Annotated in this window: 20 protein-coding genes; 11 read left to right on the top strand and 9 right to left on the bottom strand. The window is 67.7% G+C overall.

Annotated features, from left to right (window positions below; translation table 11 throughout):
* Window positions 1-27 precede the first annotated feature (27 nt).
* Genes AC1EJR_RS14675 through AC1EJR_RS14660 form a run of 4 tightly spaced genes read left to right on the top strand, consistent with a single transcriptional unit; the run spans window position 28 to window position 4,145 of the window.
* Complete coding sequence (locus tag AC1EJR_RS14675) at window positions 28-981, top strand: SDR family oxidoreductase (RefSeq protein WP_092293047.1); 954 nt, start codon at window positions 28-30, stop codon at window positions 979-981.
* A complete protein-coding gene (locus AC1EJR_RS14670) occupies window positions 978-1,412 on the top strand; it encodes a Zn-ribbon domain-containing OB-fold protein (protein ID WP_441591065.1) in 435 nt (144 codons plus the stop codon). The genes AC1EJR_RS14675 and AC1EJR_RS14670 overlap by 4 nt, the downstream gene beginning before the upstream one ends.
* Window positions 1,409-2,560 carry a thiolase C-terminal domain-containing protein gene (locus AC1EJR_RS14665; RefSeq protein WP_477147270.1) on the top strand — a complete coding sequence of 384 codons (1,152 nt, stop codon included), beginning with the start codon at window positions 1,409-1,411 and terminating at the stop codon, window positions 2,558-2,560. The genes AC1EJR_RS14670 and AC1EJR_RS14665 overlap by 4 nt, the downstream gene beginning before the upstream one ends.
* 28 nt (window positions 2,561-2,588) lie before the next feature.
* Entirely contained in the window at window positions 2,589-4,145 is a 1,557-nt protein-coding gene (locus AC1EJR_RS14660) for an acyl-CoA synthetase (RefSeq protein WP_092293043.1), read from the top strand.
* A 59-nt stretch (window positions 4,146-4,204) separates the two neighbouring features.
* On the opposite strand, the gene AC1EJR_RS14655 is transcribed toward AC1EJR_RS14660, so the two are convergent.
* Genes AC1EJR_RS14655 through AC1EJR_RS14645 form a run of 3 tightly spaced genes read right to left on the bottom strand, consistent with a single transcriptional unit; the run spans window position 4,205 to window position 7,572 of the window.
* Window positions 4,205-5,365 carry a CaiB/BaiF CoA transferase family protein gene (locus AC1EJR_RS14655; RefSeq protein ID WP_477110172.1) on the bottom strand — a complete coding sequence of 387 codons (1,161 nt, stop codon included), beginning with the start codon at window positions 5,363-5,365 and terminating at the stop codon, window positions 4,205-4,207.
* A 1-nt stretch (window position 5,366) separates the two neighbouring features.
* Window positions 5,367-6,398, bottom strand: coding sequence for an acyl-CoA dehydrogenase family protein (locus AC1EJR_RS14650; protein ID WP_477147269.1), 1,032 nt, complete (start codon window positions 6,396-6,398; stop codon window positions 5,367-5,369).
* A 16-nt stretch (window positions 6,399-6,414) separates the two neighbouring features.
* The gene (locus AC1EJR_RS14645) at window positions 6,415-7,572 is read right to left on the bottom strand and encodes an acyl-CoA dehydrogenase family protein (RefSeq protein WP_477147268.1); all 1,158 of its coding nucleotides are present in this window, start codon (window positions 7,570-7,572) and stop codon (window positions 6,415-6,417) included.
* Between the two features lie 146 nt (window positions 7,573-7,718).
* Here AC1EJR_RS14645 and AC1EJR_RS14640 point away from each other — a divergent pair, with 146 nt between their 5' ends.
* Window positions 7,719-8,663 (top strand): LysR family transcriptional regulator, encoded by a 945-nt coding sequence (locus AC1EJR_RS14640; RefSeq protein WP_092293034.1) that lies wholly within the window; start codon window positions 7,719-7,721, stop codon window positions 8,661-8,663.
* Here AC1EJR_RS14640 and AC1EJR_RS14635 read toward each other — a convergent pair.
* From AC1EJR_RS14635 to AC1EJR_RS14615, 5 genes are all read right to left on the bottom strand, one after another.
* Complete coding sequence (locus tag AC1EJR_RS14635; protein WP_092293032.1) at window positions 8,635-9,600, bottom strand: Bug family tripartite tricarboxylate transporter substrate binding protein; 966 nt, start codon at window positions 9,598-9,600, stop codon at window positions 8,635-8,637. The genes AC1EJR_RS14640 and AC1EJR_RS14635 overlap by 29 nt on opposite strands.
* Before the next feature lie 53 nt (window positions 9,601-9,653).
* On the bottom strand, window positions 9,654-10,430 hold the full coding sequence (locus AC1EJR_RS14630) for a crotonase/enoyl-CoA hydratase family protein (RefSeq protein ID WP_477147267.1): 777 nt from the start codon (window positions 10,428-10,430) through the stop codon (window positions 9,654-9,656).
* A gap of 112 nt (window positions 10,431-10,542) precedes the next feature.
* Entirely contained in the window at window positions 10,543-11,709 is a 1,167-nt protein-coding gene (locus AC1EJR_RS14625) for an acyl-CoA dehydrogenase family protein (RefSeq protein WP_477147299.1), read from the bottom strand.
* A 2-nt stretch (window positions 11,710-11,711) separates the two neighbouring features.
* The gene (locus tag AC1EJR_RS14620) at window positions 11,712-12,905 is read right to left on the bottom strand and encodes a thiolase family protein (RefSeq protein WP_477112944.1); all 1,194 of its coding nucleotides are present in this window, start codon (window positions 12,903-12,905) and stop codon (window positions 11,712-11,714) included.
* Window positions 12,906-12,947: 42 nt separating this feature from the next.
* Window positions 12,948-14,219: a CaiB/BaiF CoA transferase family protein gene (locus tag AC1EJR_RS14615; RefSeq protein ID WP_477110175.1), complete on the bottom strand. Its 1,272-nt coding sequence runs from the start codon at window positions 14,217-14,219 to the stop codon at window positions 12,948-12,950.
* Window positions 14,220-14,418: 199 nt separating this feature from the next.
* On the opposite strand from AC1EJR_RS14615, the gene AC1EJR_RS14610 reads away from it, so the two are divergent.
* From AC1EJR_RS14610 to AC1EJR_RS14600, 3 genes are all read left to right on the top strand, one after another.
* The gene (locus AC1EJR_RS14610) at window positions 14,419-15,615 is read left to right on the top strand and encodes an acyl-CoA dehydrogenase family protein (RefSeq protein WP_441591072.1); all 1,197 of its coding nucleotides are present in this window, start codon (window positions 14,419-14,421) and stop codon (window positions 15,613-15,615) included.
* Between the two features lie 14 nt (window positions 15,616-15,629).
* The gene (locus AC1EJR_RS14605; RefSeq protein WP_477112945.1) at window positions 15,630-16,769 is read left to right on the top strand and encodes an acyl-CoA dehydrogenase family protein; all 1,140 of its coding nucleotides are present in this window, start codon (window positions 15,630-15,632) and stop codon (window positions 16,767-16,769) included.
* A 345-nt stretch (window positions 16,770-17,114) separates the two neighbouring features.
* Window positions 17,115-19,103, top strand: a complete 1,989-nt coding sequence (locus tag AC1EJR_RS14600) for a gamma-glutamyltransferase family protein (RefSeq protein WP_477147298.1) — start codon at window positions 17,115-17,117, stop codon at window positions 19,101-19,103.
* A 97-nt stretch (window positions 19,104-19,200) separates the two neighbouring features.
* Here the strand turns inward: AC1EJR_RS14600 and AC1EJR_RS14595 are convergent, their stop codons facing one another.
* Entirely contained in the window at window positions 19,201-19,878 is a 678-nt protein-coding gene (locus AC1EJR_RS14595; protein ID WP_092293017.1) for a DUF2968 domain-containing protein, read from the bottom strand.
* 164 nt (window positions 19,879-20,042) lie between these two features.
* Here AC1EJR_RS14595 and hisD point away from each other — a divergent pair, with 164 nt between their 5' ends.
* From hisD to AC1EJR_RS14580, 3 genes are read left to right on the top strand one after another with little or no spacing between them, the layout of a single operon-like run.
* Window positions 20,043-21,365: a histidinol dehydrogenase gene (gene hisD, locus AC1EJR_RS14590; RefSeq protein WP_441591074.1), complete on the top strand. Its 1,323-nt coding sequence runs from the start codon at window positions 20,043-20,045 to the stop codon at window positions 21,363-21,365.
* A 5-nt stretch (window positions 21,366-21,370) separates the two neighbouring features.
* A complete protein-coding gene (locus AC1EJR_RS14585) occupies window positions 21,371-22,138 on the top strand; it encodes an SDR family NAD(P)-dependent oxidoreductase (protein ID WP_255370750.1) in 768 nt (255 codons plus the stop codon).
* A complete protein-coding gene (locus AC1EJR_RS14580) occupies window positions 22,135-23,154 on the top strand; it encodes a LacI family DNA-binding transcriptional regulator (protein WP_477147266.1) in 1,020 nt (339 codons plus the stop codon). Before AC1EJR_RS14585 ends, AC1EJR_RS14580 begins: the two co-directional genes overlap by 4 nt.
* Window positions 23,155-23,167: the final 13 nt, after the last annotated feature.

Here is a 23,167-nt window from a genome sequence, read left to right as displayed (position 1 = left end):
ATCCCCCGCACACACAGAAGGAGTGTCATGAGCGAGCTTTGCAAGGATCGCGTCGTCGTCATTACTGGCGCCGGTCGCGGCATCGGGCGCGAATACGCGCTGCAATTCGCACGCGCCGGCGCACGCGTGGTGGTCAATGATCTGGGCGCCGCACCTGACGGCGCCGGCGCGGCAAGCGGCCCCGCACAGGCGGTGGTCGACGAAATCCTCGCGGCAGGCGGACAAGCCGTGGCCAATACCGACGACATCTCGGACTGGGACGGCGCGCAACGCCTGATCCAGACCGCCATCGACCACTTTGGCGGGCTGGACGTGCTCGTCAACAACGCCGGCATCCTGCGCGACCGTACCCTCGTCAATATGACGGAAGCGGACTGGGACTCCGTGATCCGCGTCCATCTGCGCGGCACCTTTGCGCCGATGCGCCACGCCGCCGCTTACTGGCGCGACGAGGCCAAGGCCGGGCGCACCCGCGAGGCGCGCGTGATCAACACGAGTTCGTCGTCGGGCCTTTACGGCATCGTCGGCCAGACCAACTACGGCGCGGCCAAGGCGGGCATCGCCAATATGTCGATCGTTGCCGCACGGGAGCTGGAGCGCTACGGCGCCACCGTCAACGTGATCTACCCGACGGCCATGAGCCGCCTGACCGAAGACCTGTTCCGACAGAACGGCATGGCCGCGCAGGCGGAACAGACGCAGGCCGGCGGCGGCTTCGATCCGCTCGACGCCGGCAACGTCGCGCCGCTCGTGGTCTGGCTCGGCAGCACGCAATCCAGCACCATTACCGGACGCGTGTTCGGCGTGCGCGGCGGCGCCATCACGGTGGCCGAGGGCTGGCACGCCGGCCCTCGCATCGAGAAAGAGGGCCGCTGGCTGCCGGAGGAGTTGTCGGCGCACATCCCCGATCTGGTGGCCCGCGCCGCGCCCAACGCGCTGATCTCGGGCGAGATCCCGCACCGCGAGGGCGTTCCGGCATGACCCCGACTCCATCCCCCGTCGCGAAATTCACGCCGCAGCCGGTGCCCGGCACGCGCCCCTTCTGGGAAGGCACGCAGGCCGGCGAACTGCGCCTCCAGGTCTGCGACAGCTGCGGCACGCACGTGCTGTATCCACGCCCGCACTGCCACCAATGCGGTGCCGAGACCTTGTCGTGGGTCCGCGCCAGCGGCCGTGCGCGCCTGTATTCCTATGTGATCAGCCACCTGGCCATGCCGGGCTGGGCCGGCCAGACGCCCTACGTGATTGCCGTGGTGGAACTCGAGGAAGGCCCGCGCATGATGACGAATATCGTCGGCGTACCCGCCGACCCGGCGCACCTCGTGCTCGATATGCCGCTCGAAGTGGTGTTCGAGCCGCGCGGCGAGGTCATGCTGCCGCAGTTCAAGCCCCAGACGGAGGCCGCCCGATGAGCCGGCTCGACCAGATCATCGCCATTGCCGGCGCCGCCGAGACGGAACTGGGCGCCCTGCCCCACCTGTCCGAGATGGACCTGCGCGCCGACGCCGCGCGCCGCGCGCTGGCCGACGCCGGCCTCACGCTGGCCGATGTGGACGGCATCACGAGCGCCGTGGACAGCCCCATCGACGTCGCCCACTACCTCGGCATCACGCCCGCCTGGTACGACGGCACCTCGGTAGGCGGCTGCTCGTTCATGGTCCACGTGCGGCACGCCGCCGCCGCGATCCGCGCCGGACTCTGCAACACCGTGCTGGTGCTCCACGGCCAGTCCGGCCGCTCGCGTGTGGGCTGGCCGCCTCGCTCAGTGCCGCCATTCTCGATGCTGGGCCAGTTCGAGATGCCCTACGGCAGCGGCGCGCCGCCCAACACCTTCACGCTGCCGATGCTGCGCTACATGAAGGAGACCGGCACCACCCACGAGCAACTGGCCGAAGTGGTCGTGGCGCAGAGCCACTGGGCCGCCGGCAACCCGCGCGCCAGCCGCAACAAGCTGCTGACCGTGGACGACGTGATGGCGTCCCCGATGATCGCCTATCCGTTCCACAAGCTCGAATGCTGCGTGGTCACCGACGGCGGCGGGGCCCTGGTTATCACTACGGCGGAGCGCGCGCGCAACCTCCGGCGCGCGGACAGCCCGGTCTACCTGCTCGGCTCGGGCGAGGCCTGCGACAGCCCGCTAATCTCGATGATGGACGACATGACCAGCTCGAAGGCGTTCCGCCTGTCGAGCCGCCAGGCGTTCGCGGAGTCTGGCGTGAGCCACGCTGACATCGATCATCTGATGATCTACGACGCCTTCGCGCACCTGCCGCTCTACGGGCTGGCCKATCTCGGTTTCGTCGCGCACGGCGAAGCCGCGCGTTTCATCGAGGCCGGCCATACCCGCCCCGGCGGCAAGCTGCCGATGAACACCAATGGCGGCGGCATCCTGTACACGCATACCGGCATGTACGGCATGTTCGCGATCCTGGAGGCCGTGCGCCAGCTGCGCGGCGAGGCCTTCCGGCAGGTGGATGGCGTGCAGTGCAGTTTCGTGCAGGGGGTGGGCGGCATGTTCACGGCCGCCGCCGCGCTGGTGCTCGCCAACACGCTGCCATAGCTGGATGCCACCCGGAGACAACACGACCATGCAGAACGAAGACTGGACACACCTGGGCGACCGCGCGCGGCGGCACCCCGAGCGGATCGCCGTCATCAATGGCAGCAATGGCATCTCCCTGACCTACGGCGAGCTGGACCGGCGTGCCAACCGCCTCGCGCGGCGGCTCCAGCAAATGGGGCTGCGCCCGGGCGACCACATCGCCATGGTGCTGGAGAACAACCTCCGTTGTTTCGAAATCGGCTGGGCGGCCTTGCGCTCCGGGTTGCTCGTCACGCCGGTCAACCGGTTCCTGACGCCGGCCGAGGCGGCCTACATCGTCGAGGACAGCGAGTCGCGCGTGGTCATCAGTTCCCATGCCATGCGCGAGCTGGCCGAAGGGCTGACCGGGCTGATGCCGAACTGCTCCGCGCGGCTGATGGTGGACGGCACGATCGACGGCTGGGACAGCTACGAAGCTGTCGTCGCGACGGTCTCGGACGCCCCGCTCGACGCCGAAACCCTCGGTGCCCTGATGCTATACAGCTCGGGCACCACCGGACGCCCGAAGGGCATCGTGCGTGCCCAGCCTTCGACCCGGATGGCCGATTTCATCGACCCGTTCCGGCGCGGCCAACTGCGCCACTACGACTTCTCCGACGACATGGTCTACCTGTCGACGGCCCCGCTCTACCACGCGGCACCGCTGGCCTGGGCGCTGCAGCTGCAAGCCACGGGCGGCACCGCCGTGTTCATGGAGAAGTTCGAACCGCTCGCCGCGCTGGCGCTGATCGAGCGCTACCGTGTCACGCACAGCCAGTGGGTGCCGACCATGTTCGTCCGGCTGATGAAGCTGACCGAGCAGGAGCGGCACGGTTTCGACCTGTCGAGCCTGCGCATGGCCGTGCACTCGGCGGCGCCCTGCCCGGCCGACGTCAAGCTGCGCATGATCGAATGGTGGGGCCCCATCCTGCACGAGTACTACGGCTCCACCGAAGGCAGCGGGCTGACGATGATCGACAGTGCCGGCTATCTTGCGCATCCGGGCTCGGTCGGCCGCGAAGCCATCGGCAAGCTACACATCTGCAACGACGAGGGCGACGTCCTGCCCCCGGGGCAGCCGGGCCTGATCTACTTCGAGCGGGACACCCTGGCGTTCCACTACCACAACGATCCGGAGAAGACCGAGTCCGCGCGACATCCCCGGCATCGCAACTGGACCACGGTGGGCGACGTGGGCTATGTGGACGAGGAAGGCTACCTGTACCTGACCGACCGGAAGACGTTCATGATCATCTCCGGCGGCGTCAACATCTATCCCCAGGCGATCGAGGACGCGCTGGTCACGCACGAGAAGGTCGGGGACGTGGCGGTCATCGGCGTTCCGTGCGCCGAGATGGGCGAGCAGGTCAAGGCCATCATCGAGCCGGCACCAGGCATCGTGCCCAGCGCGGCGCTCGGCGAGGAGTTGATCGCCTACCTGCGCGGGAAGGTGGCGCGGTACATGATTCCGCGCTCGGTGGATTTCATCGACCGCATGCCCCGGTTGCCGACCGGCAAGCTGTACAAGCAGGCGCTGCGCGAGCGGTACCGCACCAGCCCCTGACGAAAACAGGCCCGCAAGGGCCTGTTTTCTTTCCTGCCACCGCTCGAACCGCCGCCGGCTCAGGCGCCCCGCCAGCCGGCAATCGCCTCGGGCGACAAGCCCCAGGCGGCCAGCGCGGCATCCACGCCGTCGGCATCGGGCGATTGCGGCGCCTGTGGCGGCGTCGGCATGGCCGAAGGCGTGCGGCTGAAGCGTGGCGCCGGCGCGGGCTGCACCACGCCATCCACCTCGACGAATGTGCCGCGCGCCTTCAGATGCGGGTGCGACGGCGCCTCGGCAAACGACAGGACCGGCGCAAAGCAGACATCGGTGCCTTCGAGCAGATCGCACCAAGCCGCGCGCGTGCGGGTGCGGAACGCGGCGGCGAGCACCTCGCGGGTATGCGGCCAGCTCGCGGTGTCCATCTGCGGGCCGATGGCGTCTGCCGGGATGCCCATGCGCTCCAGCAACTCGGCATGGAAGCGTGCCTCGATCGGGCCGATCGAAATCCATTTTCCGTCGGCGCAGGCGTAGACATCGTAGAACGGCGCGCCGGAGTCCAGGATGTTGGTGCCGCGTTCGGGCTGCCACTTCCCGGCCGCCGCCAGCCCGAAGAACGTCATCGCCATGGACGCGGTGCCGTCCACGATGGCCGCATCCACCACCTGCCCCTGGCCGGAGCCGCGCGCCTCGAGGATGGCGGCGAGCACGCCCATGGCCAGATAGAGCGCCCCGCCACTCATGTCGCCGAGCAGCGCMAGCGGCACGGAAGGCGGCTGTCCCTGCCGGCCGATGGCATCGAGCGTGCCGGTCAGCGAGATGTAGTTGATGTCGTGACCCGCCACCTGGGCGAGCGGCCCCTCCTGCCCCCAGCCCGTGATGCGGCCGTAGACAAGCCGGGGATTGCGCGCCAGGCAGACGTCGGGGCCGAGCCCCAGCCGTTCCGTCACGCCGGGCCGGAAGCCCTCGATCAGCGCATCCGCGTCAGCCACGAGTTGCAGGACGCGTTCGACACTGGCCGGCTGCTTCAGGTCCAACGCAATCGATGTGCGATTGCGCAGCGTGAGGTTGTAGCGCAGCGGCTTGCTGACGCCGAGGTCCACCGGCGTCTCGCGTTCGATGCGGATCACCTCGGCCCCCATGTCGGCCAGCAGCATCGCCGCCATCGGCCCGGGACCGATGCCGGCCAGCTCGACGATCCGTACGCCGGCCAGCGGCCCCTTGCGGTTCGCCTCCCCCATCTCAGCCCTCCATGGCCACTGCCGGCCGCTCGGCGACCAGACGCGTGCGGGCAAAGTCGAACAGCGTCGAAGCCGGCTCGGCCAGCAGCGCGCCGCCCAGCCGCGCAGCGCAGCGCGACTCCGTGCCCGCCGTGGTGCGCCATTCGTGCAGTCGGCGCGTGAACAGCCCCAGCACGTGTTCCTCGGTGATGCCGATGGCACCATGCACCGCGTGGGCGATGGCGGCGACGCGCGTGGCGGCCGCCGAGGTTCGCAGCTTGGCCGTCGCCGCGAGCAGCGGATCGGGCAGATATCCCGCGCTGGCCGCGCAGCCGAGCCGGGCCGCCAGCACCGCTGCCGCCACCTGCTCGGCCAGCACGCTCAACTCCTGTTGCACCGCCTGGAACTGGCCAATGGCGCGCCCGAACTGGCGGCGGTCGGTCGCGTAGGTCACGCCGAGCGCCTGGATGCGCTGCATGGCGCCCGCCATGCCCACGGCATGTAGCGCGTTGCAGAGCGTCTCGGCATCGGCCCCGGCGGCGGGAATACGCGCCACCGCCTGCGCCGAGCTGTGCCAGCGGACCGTGGCCGACACGCGCGGCCGGAAGGCTCCGGGCTCGCGTTGCGCGCCTTCCGTCGGCATCAGCCACCAGGCGTCGTTTCGACTCAGCAATACATGGTCGGCCAGCGCCGCGCCGGGCACGTCCGGGCAGACGATCTGTCCGCCGACCTCCAGCGCGAGCGGGGCGATGGCGATGGCACCCGGGCCCCCCGTGATGCCGGCCGAGGCCAGGATGGCTCGCGCCACGGCGGTTTCGGCAAACGGCAGCGGCAGTCCGGCACGCGCCGCGGCCAGCGCCAGCGGGAACAAGTCGGACAGCGACAGCCCGGCGCCGCCACTCGCCTCGGGCAAGAGCGCGTCGGTGTAGCCGAGCGCGTCGATGCGCGCMCAGAGGTCGGCGGCGCCCTCGCCAGCTTCGGTCCGGCGCAGTTGTTCGTCGTCGCAGAGATCGAGCAGGGGCCGCTCGAATCCTTCCAGCAGGGAATCGGTCATCAAACCATCTCCAGTATCAGCGTAATCCGAGGCTGCGGGCGATGATGCCGCGCAGGATCTGGCGCGTGCCGCCGCGCAGCGAGTAGCTTGGGGCGAGCTGCATCACGTAGGCCAGCGTGCGTGCGAGCGCGGGCGATGGCACCTGCGCGTCGCGCTCGAGCGCCGTCTGGATCCAGTCGGGCATCGCCTGTTCAAATTCGGTGCCGAGGTCCTTGACCAGCGCGGCCTCCTGCTCGGGGTTCTCGCCCCGGTTCAGCTTGTCGGCCACGGCCAGCGACATCGCACGCAGCACCGCCAGATTGCCGACGATCCGGCCCGCGAGTTCGGTGGATGCCAKCGACACCTCGCCCGCCGCGCGAACCTCCGCCAGCCATGTTTCCGCCAGCACCAGGCTCGAATAGATGCGCTCGGGGCCGCTGCGCTCGAAAGCCAGCTCCGCCGTCACCTGCTTCCAACCCGAGCCCTCCTCGCCAATCAGTGCGTCGGCCGGCAGTTGCACGTCCTCGAACAGCACTTCGCAGAAGTGGGCGTCGCCGGCCACGTCGCGGATGGGGCGGATCGTGATGCCGGGCAGCGAGAGGTCGATGACGACCTGCGACAAGCCCTGGTGGCGATCCTCGGTCACGCCCGACGTGCGAACCAGTGCCACCATGTACTGCGAGCGATGCGCGTTGGTCGTCCAGATCTTGCGGCCGTTGAGCAGCCAGCCCGCGTCGTTGCGCGTGGCCCGGGTGCGCACGCTGGCGAGATCGGAGCCCGTATCGGGCTCACTCATGCCGATGCAGAAGAACGCTTCGCCGCGAATGATGCGCGGCACGTAGAAGTCACGCTGCGCCGGCGTGCCGTAGCGCAGGATCAGTGGCGCGGTCTGCCGGTCGGCGATCCAGTGGGCGGAGACCGGCGCGCCGGCAGCGAGCAATTCCTCGAGTAGCACGAAGCGCGCGAAGCCGCTGCGGCCACCGCCGCCGTATTCCCGTGGCAGGGTCAGGCCGATCCAGCCCTGTGCGGCGAGCGCCTGGCTGAAGCTGGCATCGAAGCCAAGCCATGAGCGGGAGCGGACCTCGGGTGCGACGTCGCGCATCGCCGAGCGCAGGAAGGCGCGCACCGGTGCACGCAGGGCCTCGTCCTCGGGCGGGATCGCAATCAGGCCGGGTGTGGGAAGCAAAGTCGTCAAGATGGCTCCGGTTTTTGCATGGCCGGCAGGCCGCCTGTTGCGGTGCCGGGATGGCATAATCTATGGCCCCCGCCCGGCCGCGTCCAATACCGGATAGAGACCGCCCGATACGCCAGCCGTATTGCCAACCGCCCTTCTTCGCGCCCATGGAGCTTCGTCAACTCAGGCAAGTCCTCATTCTTGCGGAAACGCTGAACTTTCACCGTGCCGCCGAAAAACTGCACATGGCGCAGCCGCCGCTTTCCACGTCGATCCGCAAGCTCGAGGAAGAGCTGGGCGTGACGCTGTTCGATCGATTGCCGTCGGGCCTGCGCCTGACGCCGGCGGGCGAGGTGGTGCTGCGCAACGCGCGCCGCACGCTGTTCTATTCGGAGGAAGTGCGCCGTGCCGCGCGCGAGGGCGAAGCGGGCGAGCAAGGCATGCTGCGGCTGGGGTTCATCGGATCGGCCACGTACTCAGTGATGCCGGAACTGCTGCGTACGTATCGGCGACAGTACCCGGGCGTGGACCTCGCCATCGAGGAATCGACGACCGTGGAACTGCTGAGCCGGCTCGAGGACCACTCGCTCGACGTGGCGCTGGTGCGCTACCCGGTGCTCGAACCCACCAATGCCGAACTGACCCTGCTGCAGCGCGACCACTTCATGCTGGCCGTCAGCACGGACTCGCCGCTGGCCGCACAGGCGGACATCGCCCTATCCGAACTGGGGGATGTGCCCTTCATCATGTACTCGCGCACGCGGGTGCCGTCGATGCACATGCTGATCACCTGCGCGCTGCACGGCGCCGGCATCAAGCCGCGCATCGCGCAGGAAGCGGTGCAGGTGCAATCGATCCTGAGTCTGGTGGATAGCGGGCTGGGCGTGGCGCTGGTGCCGAACAACGCGGTCAAGTACGCCGGCACCGGCGTGCGGCTGCTGCGGTTGCGGGACTGGCCCATGCAACAGGCCATGGGCGTTGCACTCGCCACGCTGCCGGATGCGATGACCGCCACGGCGAGCAATTTCGTCGCCGTCGCCCGCAGCATCGCTGCAGCGGGCTTGGCGGGCGAGGCTGGCGGCACTACTCCTGGTGGATATTCGCCGTCTTGACGATGCGCCGTGTCCGCTCGATCTCGCTGACCTGGAAATCGCGGAACTGCTGTGGAGTGGCCGGGAACACCGTGCCGCCCATCGTCTCGATGAAACGCGCGCTTTCCTGCGTCGCAAGGAGATCACCCACCGCCTTGGCAATCCGGTCGACCACGGCCTGCGGCGTCTTGGCCGGCAGGAACACGCCGGTCCAGGCGAACGCCTCGTAGCCCTTGCTGCCGGTCTCGGCGATGGTGGGCACGCCGGGCAGCTCCTTGAGCCGTTCCGGGCTGCCTACCGCCAGCGCGCGCACCTTGCCGGCTCGCACCAGCGGCATCACGGCGCTCACCTCCGCCATCGTGTAATCCACGCTCCCGCCGGCGAGGTCGCTCATGGCGAGCGACGTCCCCTTGTACGGCACGGGCATGGCGCGGATACCACGCGTTTCGTGGAACAGTTCCAGCGCCACCTGATAGGTCGGCGTGCCGGCTGCGTAGTTCAGCTTGCCCGGCGCGTTGCGCGCGGCCGTGACCAGTCCGTCGAGCGTCGTGTACGGCGAGCTGGCGGGCACCGCCAGCACCATCGGGAACCGCGCGATGCGCGCCACGGGCACGAAGTCCTTGATCGGGTCATAAGGCAGCTGGCGGAAGACTGCCGCGTTGGTCACCATCGGCGAGTTGCTGGCGACGAACATCGTGTAGCCGTCCGGTGCCGACTCGGCTACCTGGCGCGCGGCAATGAAACTGTTGGCGCCCGGCTTGTTCTCGACCACGAAGGGCTGGCCGAACTTCTCGGTCAGGTGCTTGCCGATAAAACGCGCGGTGGTGTCGGCGCCGCTGCCGGGCGGCAGCGATACCACGATCTTGACCGGCCGGTCTGGGTAGTCCGCGGCGGCGGCGGCGCCGCTGGTCGCGCAAAGCATGGCGGCCATGCACAGGCCCGCGATTTGTCGATGCATTGTTGTCTCCATTATGGTTATGTGCCGACCGGCGACGGCCGGCTGGTGTGACGCTAGCGCTTCAGGAAACCGTCGAGCGCGGCCTCGTGCTCCTCGGTATGGTGCGCCAGCGCCTGGAAGCCGGCGGACATTTCGAGCAGCGTGGCGAGGCTGGTTTGCTGGCCTTCGCGCAGCAGCCGCTTGGTCATGCGCAGCGCGTGCCCCGGGTTGGCGGCGATTCGCCCCGCCAGCGACATGGCGGCCGGCATCAACTCGTCCGCAGGCACCACGCGCGAGACCAGCCCCCACGCCAGCGCCTGCTGCGCATCGATCGCCTCGCCCGTGAACGACATCTCGCAGGCGCGCGACATGCCCACGGCACGCGGCAGCAGCCACGCCCCGCCATCGCCGGGCAGCAATCCCAACTTGGCGAAGCTCTCCGCGAACACGGCCTTGTCCGAGGCAATCCGGATATCGCACATGCACGCGAGGTCATTGCMGGCACCGTACGCGGGGCCGTTCACGGCGGCGATCGTCGGCACCTCAAGCGCCTGCAATGCCAGCGGCAGCCGCTGGATGCCGTTCCGGTACGCGTAACGGCTATTCGCAGGCACGCCCAGCCCGGTGCCGACGGTATCGCGCAGCGTCTTCAAGTTACCGCCTGACGAGAACGCCGGGCCCGCCCCGGTCAGCACCAGCACACGCACCGAGAGGTCGTCGTTGATCGCCTGGCACAGGTCGACGATGCTCTCTATCGCATCGTCATCCGACAAGGCGTTGCGGGTCTGCGGGCGGTTCATCGTGGCAACGGCCACGTGTCCGATGGTTTCGATCTTGAGGAAGTCGCTCATGCTTGGATTCTGATTTCGGTAAGGGGACGAAAGGCAGCCCTGCAGCCGCCGGCTATTCCTTCTCCACGCCGGCCGACCGCGCGGCGACGCTTCATATCCATCTGTTGCCTCCTCAGTAGGACTTCGGCAGGCCAAGCACCTTCTCGGCCACGAAGCACAGGATCAGCTGCGGGCTGATCGGTGCGATGCGGGGAATCAGCGCTTCGCGCAGATAGCGCTCCACGTGATACTCCTTGGCATAGCCATAGCCGCCGTGCGTCATCACCGCCGTCTGGCAGGACTTGTAGCAGGCCTCGGCCGCGAGGTACTTGGCCGCATTGGCCTCCGCGCCGCAGGGCTCGCCGCGATCGAACTTCGCAGCCGCGTTGAGCACCATCAGGTTGGCGGCTTCCAGCTCCATCCAGCATTCGGCCAGTGGATGCTGGATGCCCTGGTTCTTGCCGATCTGGCGGTCGAACACGATACGTTCCTTGGCGTACTGCGTGGCCCGCGCCAGCGCCACGCGCCCGAGCCCAACCGCTTCCGCCGCCACCAGGATCCGTTCGGCGTTCATGCCATGCAGGATGTACTGGAACCCCTTGCCCTCTTCGCCGATGCGGTCCTCCACGGGCACCTTGAGGCCGTCGATAAAGACTTGGTTGGTGTCGACAGCCTTGCGGCCCATCTTGTCGATCTCGCGGGTCTCCACGTGGTTCCGGTCGATGGTCGTGTAGAACAGGCTCAGGCCTTCCGTCTTGCTCTTGATGGCCTCCAGCGGCGTGGTGCGCGCCAGGATCAGCATCTTCTCCACGCAACTGGCGGTGGAGATGAAGGTCTTGGCGCCGTTCAGCACGTAGTGATCGCCGTGCCGGTCCGCGCGCGTCTTCAGTTGCGTGGTGTTGAGGCCGGTGTTGGGCTCGGTCACGGCGAAGCAGGCCCGCTCGCTGCCCTGAATCAGGGGCGGCAGCATGCGTTGCTTCTGCGCCTCGCTGCMGAAGACCACCACCGGGTTCAGGCCGAAGATGTTCATGTGCACGGCCGAAGCCCCGCTCATGCCGGCACCGGATTCGGCGATGGCCTGCATCATGATGGCGGCCTCGGTGATGCCGAGGCCCGAACCGCCGTAGGCTTGCGGGATGCAGATGCCCAGCCAACCGTCCCTGGCGAGCGCCTGATGGAAATCGGTCGGAAAGCCGCCGACCTTGTCCTTCTCCAGCCAATACTCGGCGTCAAAGCGCTCGCAGACCTTCAGGATGGCCTCGCGAATCTCGCGATGTTCGGGGGAATGATCGAAGGTCATGCTCATGCCACCTCCACCGCCATGGCCGTGGCTTCTCCGCCACCCAGGCACAGACTCGCCACGCCACGGCGCAGCCCCCGTTCGCGCAGCGCATGGACCAGCGTCACAAGCAGCCGGGCGCCCGTMGCGCCGACCGGATGGCCCAGCGCGCAGGCGCCGCCGTTCACGTTGACGCGCGCATGCGGCAGGTTCAGTTCGCGCATGGCGAGCAGCGTCACCACCGCAAAGGCCTCATTGATTTCGAACAGGTCGACGTCGCCAGCCTGCCAGCCGGCCTTGTCCAGCACGCGGCGAATGGCGCCCACCGGTGCGAGCGAGAACTGCCCCGGCGGCAGTGCATGCGTGGCGAGCGCGGTGATCCGGGCCAGCGGCGCGATGCCCTTTGCCCGCGCATCCGCCTCGCGCATCATGACCAGCGCGGCGGCGCCGTCTGAAATCGACGACGCGTTGCCTGGCGTCACCGTGCCCTCGGTGCGGAAGGCGGGCGACAGACGTGGGATCTTGTCGATATCGCAGCGCGCCGGGGTCTCGTCATCGCGCAGCGGCTCGCGATTGCGGCTCTTCCCCGACTTCGGCGACAGCTCGACGATCTCCGCCACAAAGCGGCCTTCGCGCACCGCAGCCTGCGCACGCGCCACGCTTTCGGCGGCGAACGCATCCTGCGCCGCGCGCGAGATGCCAGCCTGTTCGGCGGTCAGGTCGGCGTAATAGCCCATCAGATGGCCTTCATACGCATCCTCAAGACCATCGCGATACATATGGTCCAGGAACTGCCCGTGGCCGAGGCGGTAGCCCTGCCGGCCGCGCGGCACGAGGTGCGGCGCGTTGGTCATCGACTCCATGCCGCCCGCCACCGCCACCGTGCAACTGCCGGCGCGCAGCAGGTCATGCGCCAGCATGGCTGCCTTCATGCCGGACCCGCACATCTTGCTGATCGTCGTCGCCGGCACCGATGGCGGCAATCCCGCACCAAGCACGGCCTGCCGGGCCGGGGCTTGGCCAAGGCCGGCGAACAGGCAACAGCCCATGATGGCTTCGTCGACGCTATCGGCCGACACCCCTGCCTGCGCCACGGCGGAGGCAATGGCGGCAGCGCCAAGCTCGGGCGCCGAGAACGTCGATAAAGCGCCCTGGAACGCGCCGATGGGCGTGCGCTGCGCGCCCACGATGACAATGGATGAATCTTGCTCGTGCATCACTGCATCTCCTGGAACGATGTCTTGGGGGTGGATGCCCGATCAGGCGTCCGCGACGAGGGTCGCGGCCGACGCCGCCATGGCCTCGATCTCCGCCGGGCTGTAGCCGGCTTCCGCCAGCACCTCGGCGCTGTGCTGGCCAAGCCGGGGGGCTTGCCGGGCGATATGCGGCTGGGACTTCGACCACCGTGACGGCACCGCCATCGAGCGCATGCGGCCTTCGCTCGGATGCTCGACCATCTCGAAGAACCCCACCGCCTGCAGGTGCGGGTCGTTCATCAGCGAGTCGAGCGTGTGCATGGGCATGACTGGGATGTCGGCCGCTTCGAGCACCGCCGTCCATTCCGCCGACGTGCGCGTGGCCATCACCTCGGCCAGCATCCGGTACAACTCGTGGATGTGCTTCGTGCGCTCGCCGATCGAGTGGAAGCGCGGGTCGTTCGTCATGACGTCGGGCTGGCCGATCAGCGCGAAGAACGTTTTCCACTGCTTGTCGTTGTAGACCATCACGCACAGGTAGCCGTCACGCGTGCGGTATGGCTTGCGGTTGTCGTTCAGCAGGCGCGCGTAGCCGGCGGGGCCGATTGGCGGATCGAAGGTCGCGCCGTACATGTGATCGCCCAATACGAACTGCGCCATGGTCTCAAACATCGGCACTTCGATCGACTGGCCTTCACCGGTGCGGGTGCGGTAGAGCAGCGCGGCCGTCACCGCGTTGGCGGCGCTCATGCCGACGATGCGGTCCGCCATGGCGTTCGGCGCGTAGCGCGGCTCTTCGGAGCCGGCCAGCGTGCTCAGCGCCGGGATGCCCACGGCGCCCTGGATCAGGTCGTCATAGGCCGGCTTGGCCGCGTAGGGACCGCGCTGGCCGTAGCCGTAGACACCCACGTAGACGATGCGCGGATTGACCGCCGCGATGTCCGCGTAGCCGAGCCGCAGGCGCTGCATGGCCTGCGGGCGGACGTTATAGATCAGCACATCGGCGTCAGCGGCCAGGCGCAGCAGCGCATCACGCCCGGCTGGCTGCTTGAGATCCAGCACCACGCTGCGCTTGTTGCGGTTGGCATGGAGAAAAACGCCCGCCATGCCGGGATTGCGGGCAGGACCGATGCCACGCACGGTGTCGCCGCCGGGCGGCTCGATCTTGATGATGTCCGCGCCGAGATCGCCAAGGATCTGGGTGGCGTACGGTCCCATCAACACCGTGGTCAGGTCCAGGATGCGTATCCCGGCCAGCGGCCCGTTACTCTCCTTGCCGTCCTTGCCGTCCTCGCCAACTGCGCCCGTGGCGCGTGCAGTACCTTCCACCTCCATCGCAATCTCCTCGAAACGATGGAGCGCATGCTACGGACGCACCCCGGCCGCGACAAATACCGTCTTCATGTCGCCCGATACCTGCTTCGTATCGATCACCCCGTTCCCCGCCCCTACCCATGTTGGGGAGGGTGGCGGAGGGGGCCCCACCGCTATGCTCGTTCCCCTGATCCGACCAACAGCCAGCAGGGAGCCGTGCATGGACTTGCGATTCACCCGAGCCGAACAGGATTTCCGCGAGGAAGTCCGCGCTTTCGTGCGGAGCCAGTTGCCCGCCGACATCGCCGACAAAGTCCGCAATCACCAGCGTCTGGAAAAGGACGACTTCGTGCGGTGGCATCGCATCCTCCAGGCGCACGGCTGGGGGGCGCCGAACTGGCCGGTCGAGTACGGCGGCACCGGCTGGAACGCCATCCAGCGGCTGATCTTCGAGATCGAGACCTTCCACGGCGACGCCCCGCGCCTGCTGCCGACCGGCCTGGCCATGATCGGGCCGGTGTTGCAGAAGTACGGCAACGCTGCGCAGAAGGCCCATTTCCTGCCGCGCATCCCCACCATGGAAGACTTCTGGTGCCAGGGCTACTCGGAGCCCGGCGCGGGGTCCGACCTCGCCTCGCTGAAGATGCGCGCCGTGCGCCAGGGCGACCGCTACATCGTGAGCGGCCAGAAGACGTGGACGTCGTATGCGCAATATGCCGACTGGATTTTCTGCCTCGTCCGCACCGATGGCGAGGCCAAGCTCCAGGACGGCATCTCGATGCTGCTGATCGACATGAAGAGCCCCGGCGTGACGATCCGTCCCATTACCACCCTCGACGGGGGCCACGACGTCAACGAAACGTGGTTCGAAGACGTGGAGGTGCCGGTCGAGAACCTGGTGGGCGAGGAGAACCGCGGCTGGACCTACGCCAAGTACCTGCTGGGCCATGAGCGCACTTCCATCGCCGGCATCGGCCATTGCCATCGCGAGATGCGCCTGCTCAAGCACTACGCCACCGAGGCTACCGACGGCAAGGGCCGGCGGATGATCGACGATGTGCGCATGCGCGACAAGATCGCCCGGCTTGAGATGGACCTGATGGCCATGGAAATGCTCCTGCTGCGCGTGGCCACGCAGGAAGGTAGCCGTGGGCCCGGTCCGGAAGCCTCGATCCTGAAGATCCGCGGCTCCGAGCTGCAGCAGGACATCGCCATGCTGCAACTGGAGGTGGCGGGCCCGAACGCGTGGCCGTACGCGCCGGAGTGGCGCGAGGCGGGCACCGTCCAGCCGGTCAGCGGGCCGGATTGGGCATCGCCGGCTGCGGCCACCTACTTCGATACGCGCAAGACATCGATCTACGGCGGCGCCAACGAAGTGCAGAAGAACATCATCGCCAAGATGATCATCGGATTCTGAAGGGAGACACAAGCATGGACTTCCAATACAGCGAAGAACAGCAGATGCTGGCGGACAGCCTGCGGCGTTTCGTCGAGACCGAGTATCCGTTTGCGCGGCGCCGGGAGATTGCTCGCCAGGGTGGCGCGTTCGATCGCGGCATCTGGGCCGCACTGGCGGAGATGGGTGTGCTGGGCCTCACCGTGTCGACCGACTTCGGCGGCTTTGGCGAAGGCCCGGCCAGCCAGCTGGTGGTGCACCGGGAACTGGGGCGCGGGCTGGTGCTGGAACCTGTGATCCCGAGCGCGGTGGTCGGCACGGCCGTGCTCGGCAACTATGGCAGCGCGGCGCAACAGGCGGCATGGCTGCCGGCGCTTGCCAGCGGCGAGCGCGTGCTCGCCCTCGCCTATCTCGAACCGGGCACGCGCTATCGGCCGGAAGCCGCGCAGGCGACGGCCGTGCGTGACGGTGATAGCTATCGGCTCGATGGCATCAAATCGCTGGTCTGGCATGGCGATGCGGCGGACACCTATCTGGTCTGCGCGCGGGTCCCGGCGCCTGAGGGCGATCTCGCGCTGTTCCTCGTGCCGCGCGACACAGAAGGGCTGCACGTCACCAGCTATCCGACCATGGATGGCCTGCGCGGCGCCGACCTGCGGCTGCAAGGCGTGACAGTGCCAGCCGCCGCGCGGATCGGACAGGCGGAAATCGGCTTGGCTGCGCTCGAACATGGGCTCGACCACGGTATCGCCGCACAGTGCGCCGCTGCAGTAGGTGCGATGGAGCGCCTGATCGAACTGACGGGCGAATACCTTCGCACGCGCCGGCAGTTCGGCACGCCGCTCGCCACGTTCCAGGCCCTGCAGCACCGCATGGCCGAGATGCTGGTGCACAAGGAACTCGCGCTGTCGATGGCCTACGTTGCGGTACAGGCGCTCGACGAGACCGACGCTGCCGCGCGCAGGCGCATGCTTGCCGGTGCCAAGGTGGTGGTGGCCCGGGCGGCGCGCTTCATCGGCCAGCAAGCCGTTCAACTCCACGGCGGCATGGGCATGACMGACGAACTGGAGGTCGGCGACTACTTCAAGCAGCTCACGATGGTGGACGTGTTGTTCGGCGATACGGACTTCCACATGGAACGCTACGGCGAGGCCATGGCAGGCACGCGCGGCTGAACACCACGAAACGTGGCGTAACGCACTTGCATATCGATAGTGGTGTACTACGCTAGACACTTCCCCATCAAAAGTGTCTAGCGCGTCATGACTGACACCGACTCGTCTTAGCGCTCCACCCTCCCGAATCCGGCTCCAGATACCGCATCCCCCGACAGGTTCCCCCGTCGGGGGACGGGGTCGCTTATCGCGTTTTTTCACACCGCAGCCCAACACGCGCCAGCGGGGCGAGGGCACGCCCGTGCGCGACGACATGCCAACGCCCAAACAGCTTGCAGCACTGCAGTCCGAGCCCTCGGGCTCGTTCTTTCACGTCGTAGTTCCGGAGGAAAGATCGTGTTGCGCATCCAGAAAACCCCGCTGGCGCTGGCCACCGCCGTTGCCAGTACCCTGCTGATCGCTTCATGCGGCGGCAGCGACGACAAGCCCGCCACACCCCCCACCACCCCAACCACCCCACAGGCCGACACCAGTTGCCAGGTACTGGCCAGCGACGGCAGCACGGTCGTGGTGGGATCGAACCAGCCCGGCGACCCTTCCCTGCCCGAGCCGGCGTCCGGCTACCGCAAGGGGCTCAAGCCCGTCTACGCGAAGACCTATATGGTGTCGTCGTCGAACGCCTATGCCAGCGCGGCCGGCTGCGCGGTGCTCAAGAAAGGCGGCAGCGCAGCAGACGCCGCAGTGGCCGTCCAGTCCGTGCTCGGGCTGACCGTGCCGGAAGCCACCGGCATGGGCTCGGGCGGCTTCATGCTCTACTACGACGCCCGCACGCGCGCCGTGCAGGCCTACGATGGCCGGGAATCGGCGCCGGCCGCCGCCACCGAGAACTATCTGCGCTATATCGACGACGCCACCAACACGAACCCGCCCGTGCCGAGCGCCCGCGCCAGCGGCCGTTCGATCGGCACCGTCGGCATCCCGCGCCTGATCGAACGCGTGCAGAAGGAGCATGGCAAGCTCGCGTGGAAGGACCTGTTCGGGGATGCCATCACGCTGGCCACCAACGGGTTTCCGATCGGCGGACGGCTGGCCGCCGCCATCCAGAGCAACGCCACGTCGCTCAAGCGTGACCCCGAAGCCCTCGCCTATTTCTTCAACGCCGACAGCACGCCCAAGGCGCTCGGCACGGTGCTGAAGAATCCGGCCTACGCCAACACCCTGACGCAGATGGCTGCCAACGGGGCCAATGCGATCTACACGGGCCAGATCGCCAGCGACATCATCGCCAAGATCGGCACGACGGCCGCCACGGACGGCTCGGCGATCACGCCGGGCAAGACCACGCTGGCCGATCTGGCCAACTATCAGGCCAAGCAGCGCGACCCGGTCTGCATCACGTATCGCGCGTACTGGATCTGCGGGGCGCCGCCGCCGACGTCKGGCGGGATCACGGTGCTGTCGGCGATGGGGATTCTCGAGAACTTCGACCTCGCCGCGCTGAAGCCGACCGCCATCGACGGCGAAKGCGGCAAGCCCACCGTGCTCGGCGTGCACTTCGTCAGCGAAGCCGAACGGCTGGCCTACGCCGACCGTGACAAGTACGTGGCCGATACCGACTTCGTCCCCCTGCCCGGCGGCTCCGCCAACACCATGCTKAACAAGCCGTACCTGGCCTCCCGCGCGGCACTGATCTCGCCGACGGTCAGCATGGGCACGGCCACGGCTGGGAACCTCGGTTCGGTGCCCCTCGGCGTGGCGTCGCTGATCGAGCACGGCACGAACCAGTTCACGATCGTCGATGCGGACGGCAGCGTGGTCAGCGCGACCACGTCGGTTGAATCGAGCATGGGGTCGTTCCACATGACCAACGGCTTCCTGCTCAACAACCAGCTGACCGACTTTTCGGCCCAGCCGACCGACAGCGGCGGCATACCGGTGGCCAACCGGGTGCAGCCCGGCAAGCGGCCGCGCAGCTCGATGGCGCCGACGATGGTGTTCCGTCAGGCCGCAGATGGGTCGATTGGCGACTTCCTGATGGCCACCGGCTCGCCGGGCGGCGGCACGATCCCGCAATACGTCGTGAAGACGCTCGTGGGTGTGCTCGACTGGGGGCTCGACGCCCAGCAGTCCTCGGGCCTCGTCGACTTCGGTGCCAGCAACAACCCAAGCACCACGGTCGGGGGCGAGCATCCGAACATCGACGCCACAAGCAACGGCGGCAACGATCCGCTGGTCACGGGCCTGCGTGCCTTGGGCCATACGGTATCGATCGGCGCGCAGGCGAGCGGGGTCAACACGGTCCTGCGCAGCCAGTCAGGCGGCGCGGCGGTGTGGATGGGCGGCACGGATCCGCGCCGTGAAGGGGTGGTCCTCGGGGATACGTTCAATCCTTGAGCGGGATGGCAAAAGGGGGAGCGGGCTCGCGCCCCTCCCCCTCCATGGATTCATCCGGTCCGGCCTGGGACTTGTGGTCCCGGGCCGGGCGATGCTGTTAGCGCCGCACCTTGTCCGGCGCCGGCAGCTTCTGGCCAGAGTCCGCCAGAGACGCCTCCAGGCGGCGAATTTCCTGCCGCAGCTTCGCCAACTGGCTGCGCGCGCTGCGGTTGTCGGCCTCTCGGGCGTCGTTGTCGGCGCGGAACGTCTTCTGGTCCTCGGCGAACTGCTCACGCTGCGCCTGCTCGGCGCGCAGTTCAGTGGCCAGCGCGTCCGCCTGGGCTTCCGCACTTTGGATCGCCCGCTCGTACTGGCGCTGCTCCGTCGCCAGCACTTGCCGGCGGATCGCCTGATCGGCCAGCGCCGCGCTCTGCGCGGTGGCCTTGCGGTATGCCGATTCCGCGCTCGCCAGCGAGCTGAAACGCGACACGCGCCACAGCTTGTTCTGGTAGAGCAGCCCGACGTAGCAGACCACTTCATCTTCCGCCAGCATCAGGGTCGTGGCGTACTCGCCATTGGCGCTCGCGCGCAGTTCGCGAACTGATTTGTCCTTGATCCGCTGCTGAAGCTCCGCCACAAGGCGCGTCCGCGACGCATCGGACGGCCGGTCCGCCTCCACAGCCGGCCCTTCGGCTGCCATCGGATCGGTACTGGCCCATGCACCGGCGCCACACAATGCCAGGCTTGCCGCGAGGAGGCCGGCGAGCAGTCGGGGGAAATAGGTTTTTTCGAGCATATTATTGGTGTTAGGACCTCGGGTGATCCACGGCTAACGGCAGGTTCGGAGAATACTTGAGACTTACCCGTCACGCAGAATCGGCTAGGGAAAACACTGAGTTTGCATACGAATGCAAGAAAGTTACTGTGCATACGTATGCACAACCAACCTCGGAACTCCCCATGATTCGCTACCTCAAGCGTGGACGTGACGTCCAGGCGCGTGCCAATGACGACAGCGCTGTTCGCAATACCGTCGAAGGCATCATCCGCGACATCGAAGCGCGCGGCGATGCGGCCGTGCGCGAATACAGCAAGAAGTTCGATAACTGGGACCCCCAGGATTTCCGTCTGCCGCAGGCCGCCATTGAGAAGGCGATGAACAGCCTCTCGGCGCGCGAACTGGAGGACATCCGCTTCGCGCAGGCACAGGTTCGCAACTTCGCACAGATCCAGCGTGACTCCATGCTCGACGTCGAGGTCGAAACCCGCCCCGGCGTGTTCCTGGGCCACCGCCATATTCCGGTCAATGCGGTCGGCTGCTACATCCCGGGTGGCAAGTATCCGCTGCTGGCCTCGGCCCACATGAGCGTCCTGACCGCCAAGGTCGCCGGCGTCAAGCGCGTGGTGGCGACGGCGCCCCCCTTCCACGGCGAGCCGCACCCGGCGATCGTCGCCGCCATGCACATGGCGGGCGCGGACGAGATCCTGGTGCTGGGCGGCGTGCAGGCGGTGGTGGCGATGGCCGTCGGCACCTCCAGCATCGCACCCGTGGACATGCTGGTCGGTCCGGGCAATATGTTCGTGGCGGAAGCCAAGCGCCAGCTGTTCGGCCGTGTCGGCATCGACCTGTTCGCCGGTCCCACTGAAACGCTGGTCATTGCCGACGACTCGGTAGACGGCGAAATCTGTGCGGTCGACTTGCTGGGCCAGGCCGAGCACGGTCTGACCTCGCCGGCGGTTCTGCTGACAGATAGCGAAGCGCTGGCGCACGCCACCATGGCCGAAATCGAGCGGCAGCTCAAGATCCTGCCGACGGCGGAGATCGCCGGCAAGGCCTGGGCGGACTTTGGCGAGGTGATCGTCTGCGATACGCGCGAAGAGATGCTACAGAAGGCGGATGAGATCGCCTCGGAGCACGTGCAGGTGATGACCCGCGATCCCGACTGGTTCCTGAACCAGATGACCAACTACGGCGCGCTGTTCCTGGGACCGCGCACCAATGTCGCCTTTGGCGACAAGGTTATCGGTACCAATCACACGCTGCCCACCAACAAGGCGGCGCGTTATACCGGCGGCCTGTGGGTCGGCAAATTCCTGAAGACCTGCACGTTCCAGCGCGTGACGACGGATGCCGCCAGCGCCGAGATCGGCGAATACTGCTCGCGCCTGTGCCATATGGAGAACTTCGCGGGCCATGGCGAGCAGGCCAACATCCGCGTGCGCCGCTATGGCGAACGTCCCGAAGTGCCGTGGTACGCGCCGGTGCCGGCGTTGCAGGGGTGACAGCCGTGACGCCATTGCCGGCATTCGGCGGCTTTCGTCTCGATGGCAAGCGCGCCCTCGTCACCGGCGGAGGCCGCGGCCTGGGGTTGGCGGCGGCCGTGGCACTGGCACAGGCTGGTGCCGAGGTCACCCTGGCCGCCCGGTCCGGTGCCGAGCTGGAGGCCGCTTGCGCCGCCATTCGTGCGCAAGGCGGCAGCGCCGACTTCATGGTGCTGGACGTCACGGACCCCTCGGCTGTCGAGCGCGCGATCAGCAGCCGCCCCCCGTTCCAGATCCTCGTCAACAACGCGGGCATGAATCGGCCCAAACTGCTGACCGAAACGTCCGACGAAGACATCGACGCGGTCTTTGCGCTGAACGTAAAGGCGACCTTCTATGTCTCCCGCGAAGTGGCGCGCAGCCTGCAGGCGGCGGGCCTGCCCGGTTCTTTCATCAACGTCTCCTCGCAGATGGGGCACGTGGGCAGCCCGCGCCGTGCGCTCTACTGCGCCAGCAAGCATGCGATCGAGGGCATGAGCAAGGCCCTGGCCTGGGAGCTGGGACCGGCGGGCATCCGCGTCAATACGCTCTGCCCTACCTTTATCGAGACGACGCTCACCGCGCCGATGTTCGAGGACCCGTCGTTTCGCCGCTTTGTGCTCGACAAGATCGCGCTGGGCCGGCTGGGTCGGATCGACGAGGTGATGGGTCCGGTGGTGTTCCTCGCCAGCGACGCTTCCAGCCTGATGACGGGCAGCGCGCTGATGCTTGACGGAGGATGGACAGCGGCATGAAAAAAGTCACCGCCCACGACGTGGCCCGCCTGGCGGAAGTCTCGCAGTCCGCCGTCAGCCGCACCTTCACGCCCGGCGCCAGCGTGGCGCCCGAAACGCGTGAGCGTATCGAGACCGCCGCCCGCAAGCTCGGCTACCGGCCCAATGCCATCGCCCGCAGCCTGATCACCCGCCGCAGCCGGATCATCGGCCTGGTCATGAGCTATCTGGAGAACCAGTTCTACCCCGTGGTCATCGAACGCCTGTGCCAGGCGCTGCAGCAGGATGGCTATMACGTGCTGCTGTTTATCAGCGAGACGGAAGAGGCCGACAACGTCCTGGCGGACATCCTCCAGTATCAGGTCGATGGCATCGTGATGGCCTCCACGACGCTGTCGTCGGCACTTGCCAACGACTGCATCAACGCCGGCATTCCCGTAGTGCTGTTCAACCGGGTGGCACAGGTTGGCCCCATGGGCGGCTACTCGACCAGTTCGGTCACCTCGCAGAACCGCGCGGGCGGCCGGCAAGTCGGGGAACTGCTGGTGCGCACCGGCCACCGCCGCATTGCCTGGCTGGCCGGATCGGAGAACGCATCGACCAGCCGCGACCGCGAGGCCGGGCTATGCGATGCCCTCGCTGCAGCCGGCCTGCCGCTGCATGCCCGGGGCGTCGGCGACTACGACTTCGCCGAAGCGCGGCGCGCGGTGCTCGCGCTGTTCCGTGACCCCGACAACCGCCCGGACGCGCTGTTCGCCGCCAATGACCACATGGCCATCGCGGCGCTGGAGACCCTGCGTGCCGAACTGGGCATGCAAGTGCCGCGCGATGTTTCCGTGGTGGGCTTCGACAACGTGCCGCAAGCCGCGTGGCCGTCCTTCGACCTGACGACCGTGCAGCAGAACGTGGAGCAGATGGTGCACGCCACGCGGACCCTGCTGTTCGAGCAGATCGGCGGACAGGTCATGGCGAGCAGCGTGGATGTGCCCTGCGTGCTGGTCGAGCGCGGCACCGTACGCAAGCGCGACGCCACATAACAGGAGACCCAAG

This window comes from Cupriavidus sp. 05T42, assembly GCF_056396345.1.
This window is presented reverse-complemented; position numbering and strand designations above follow the sequence as displayed.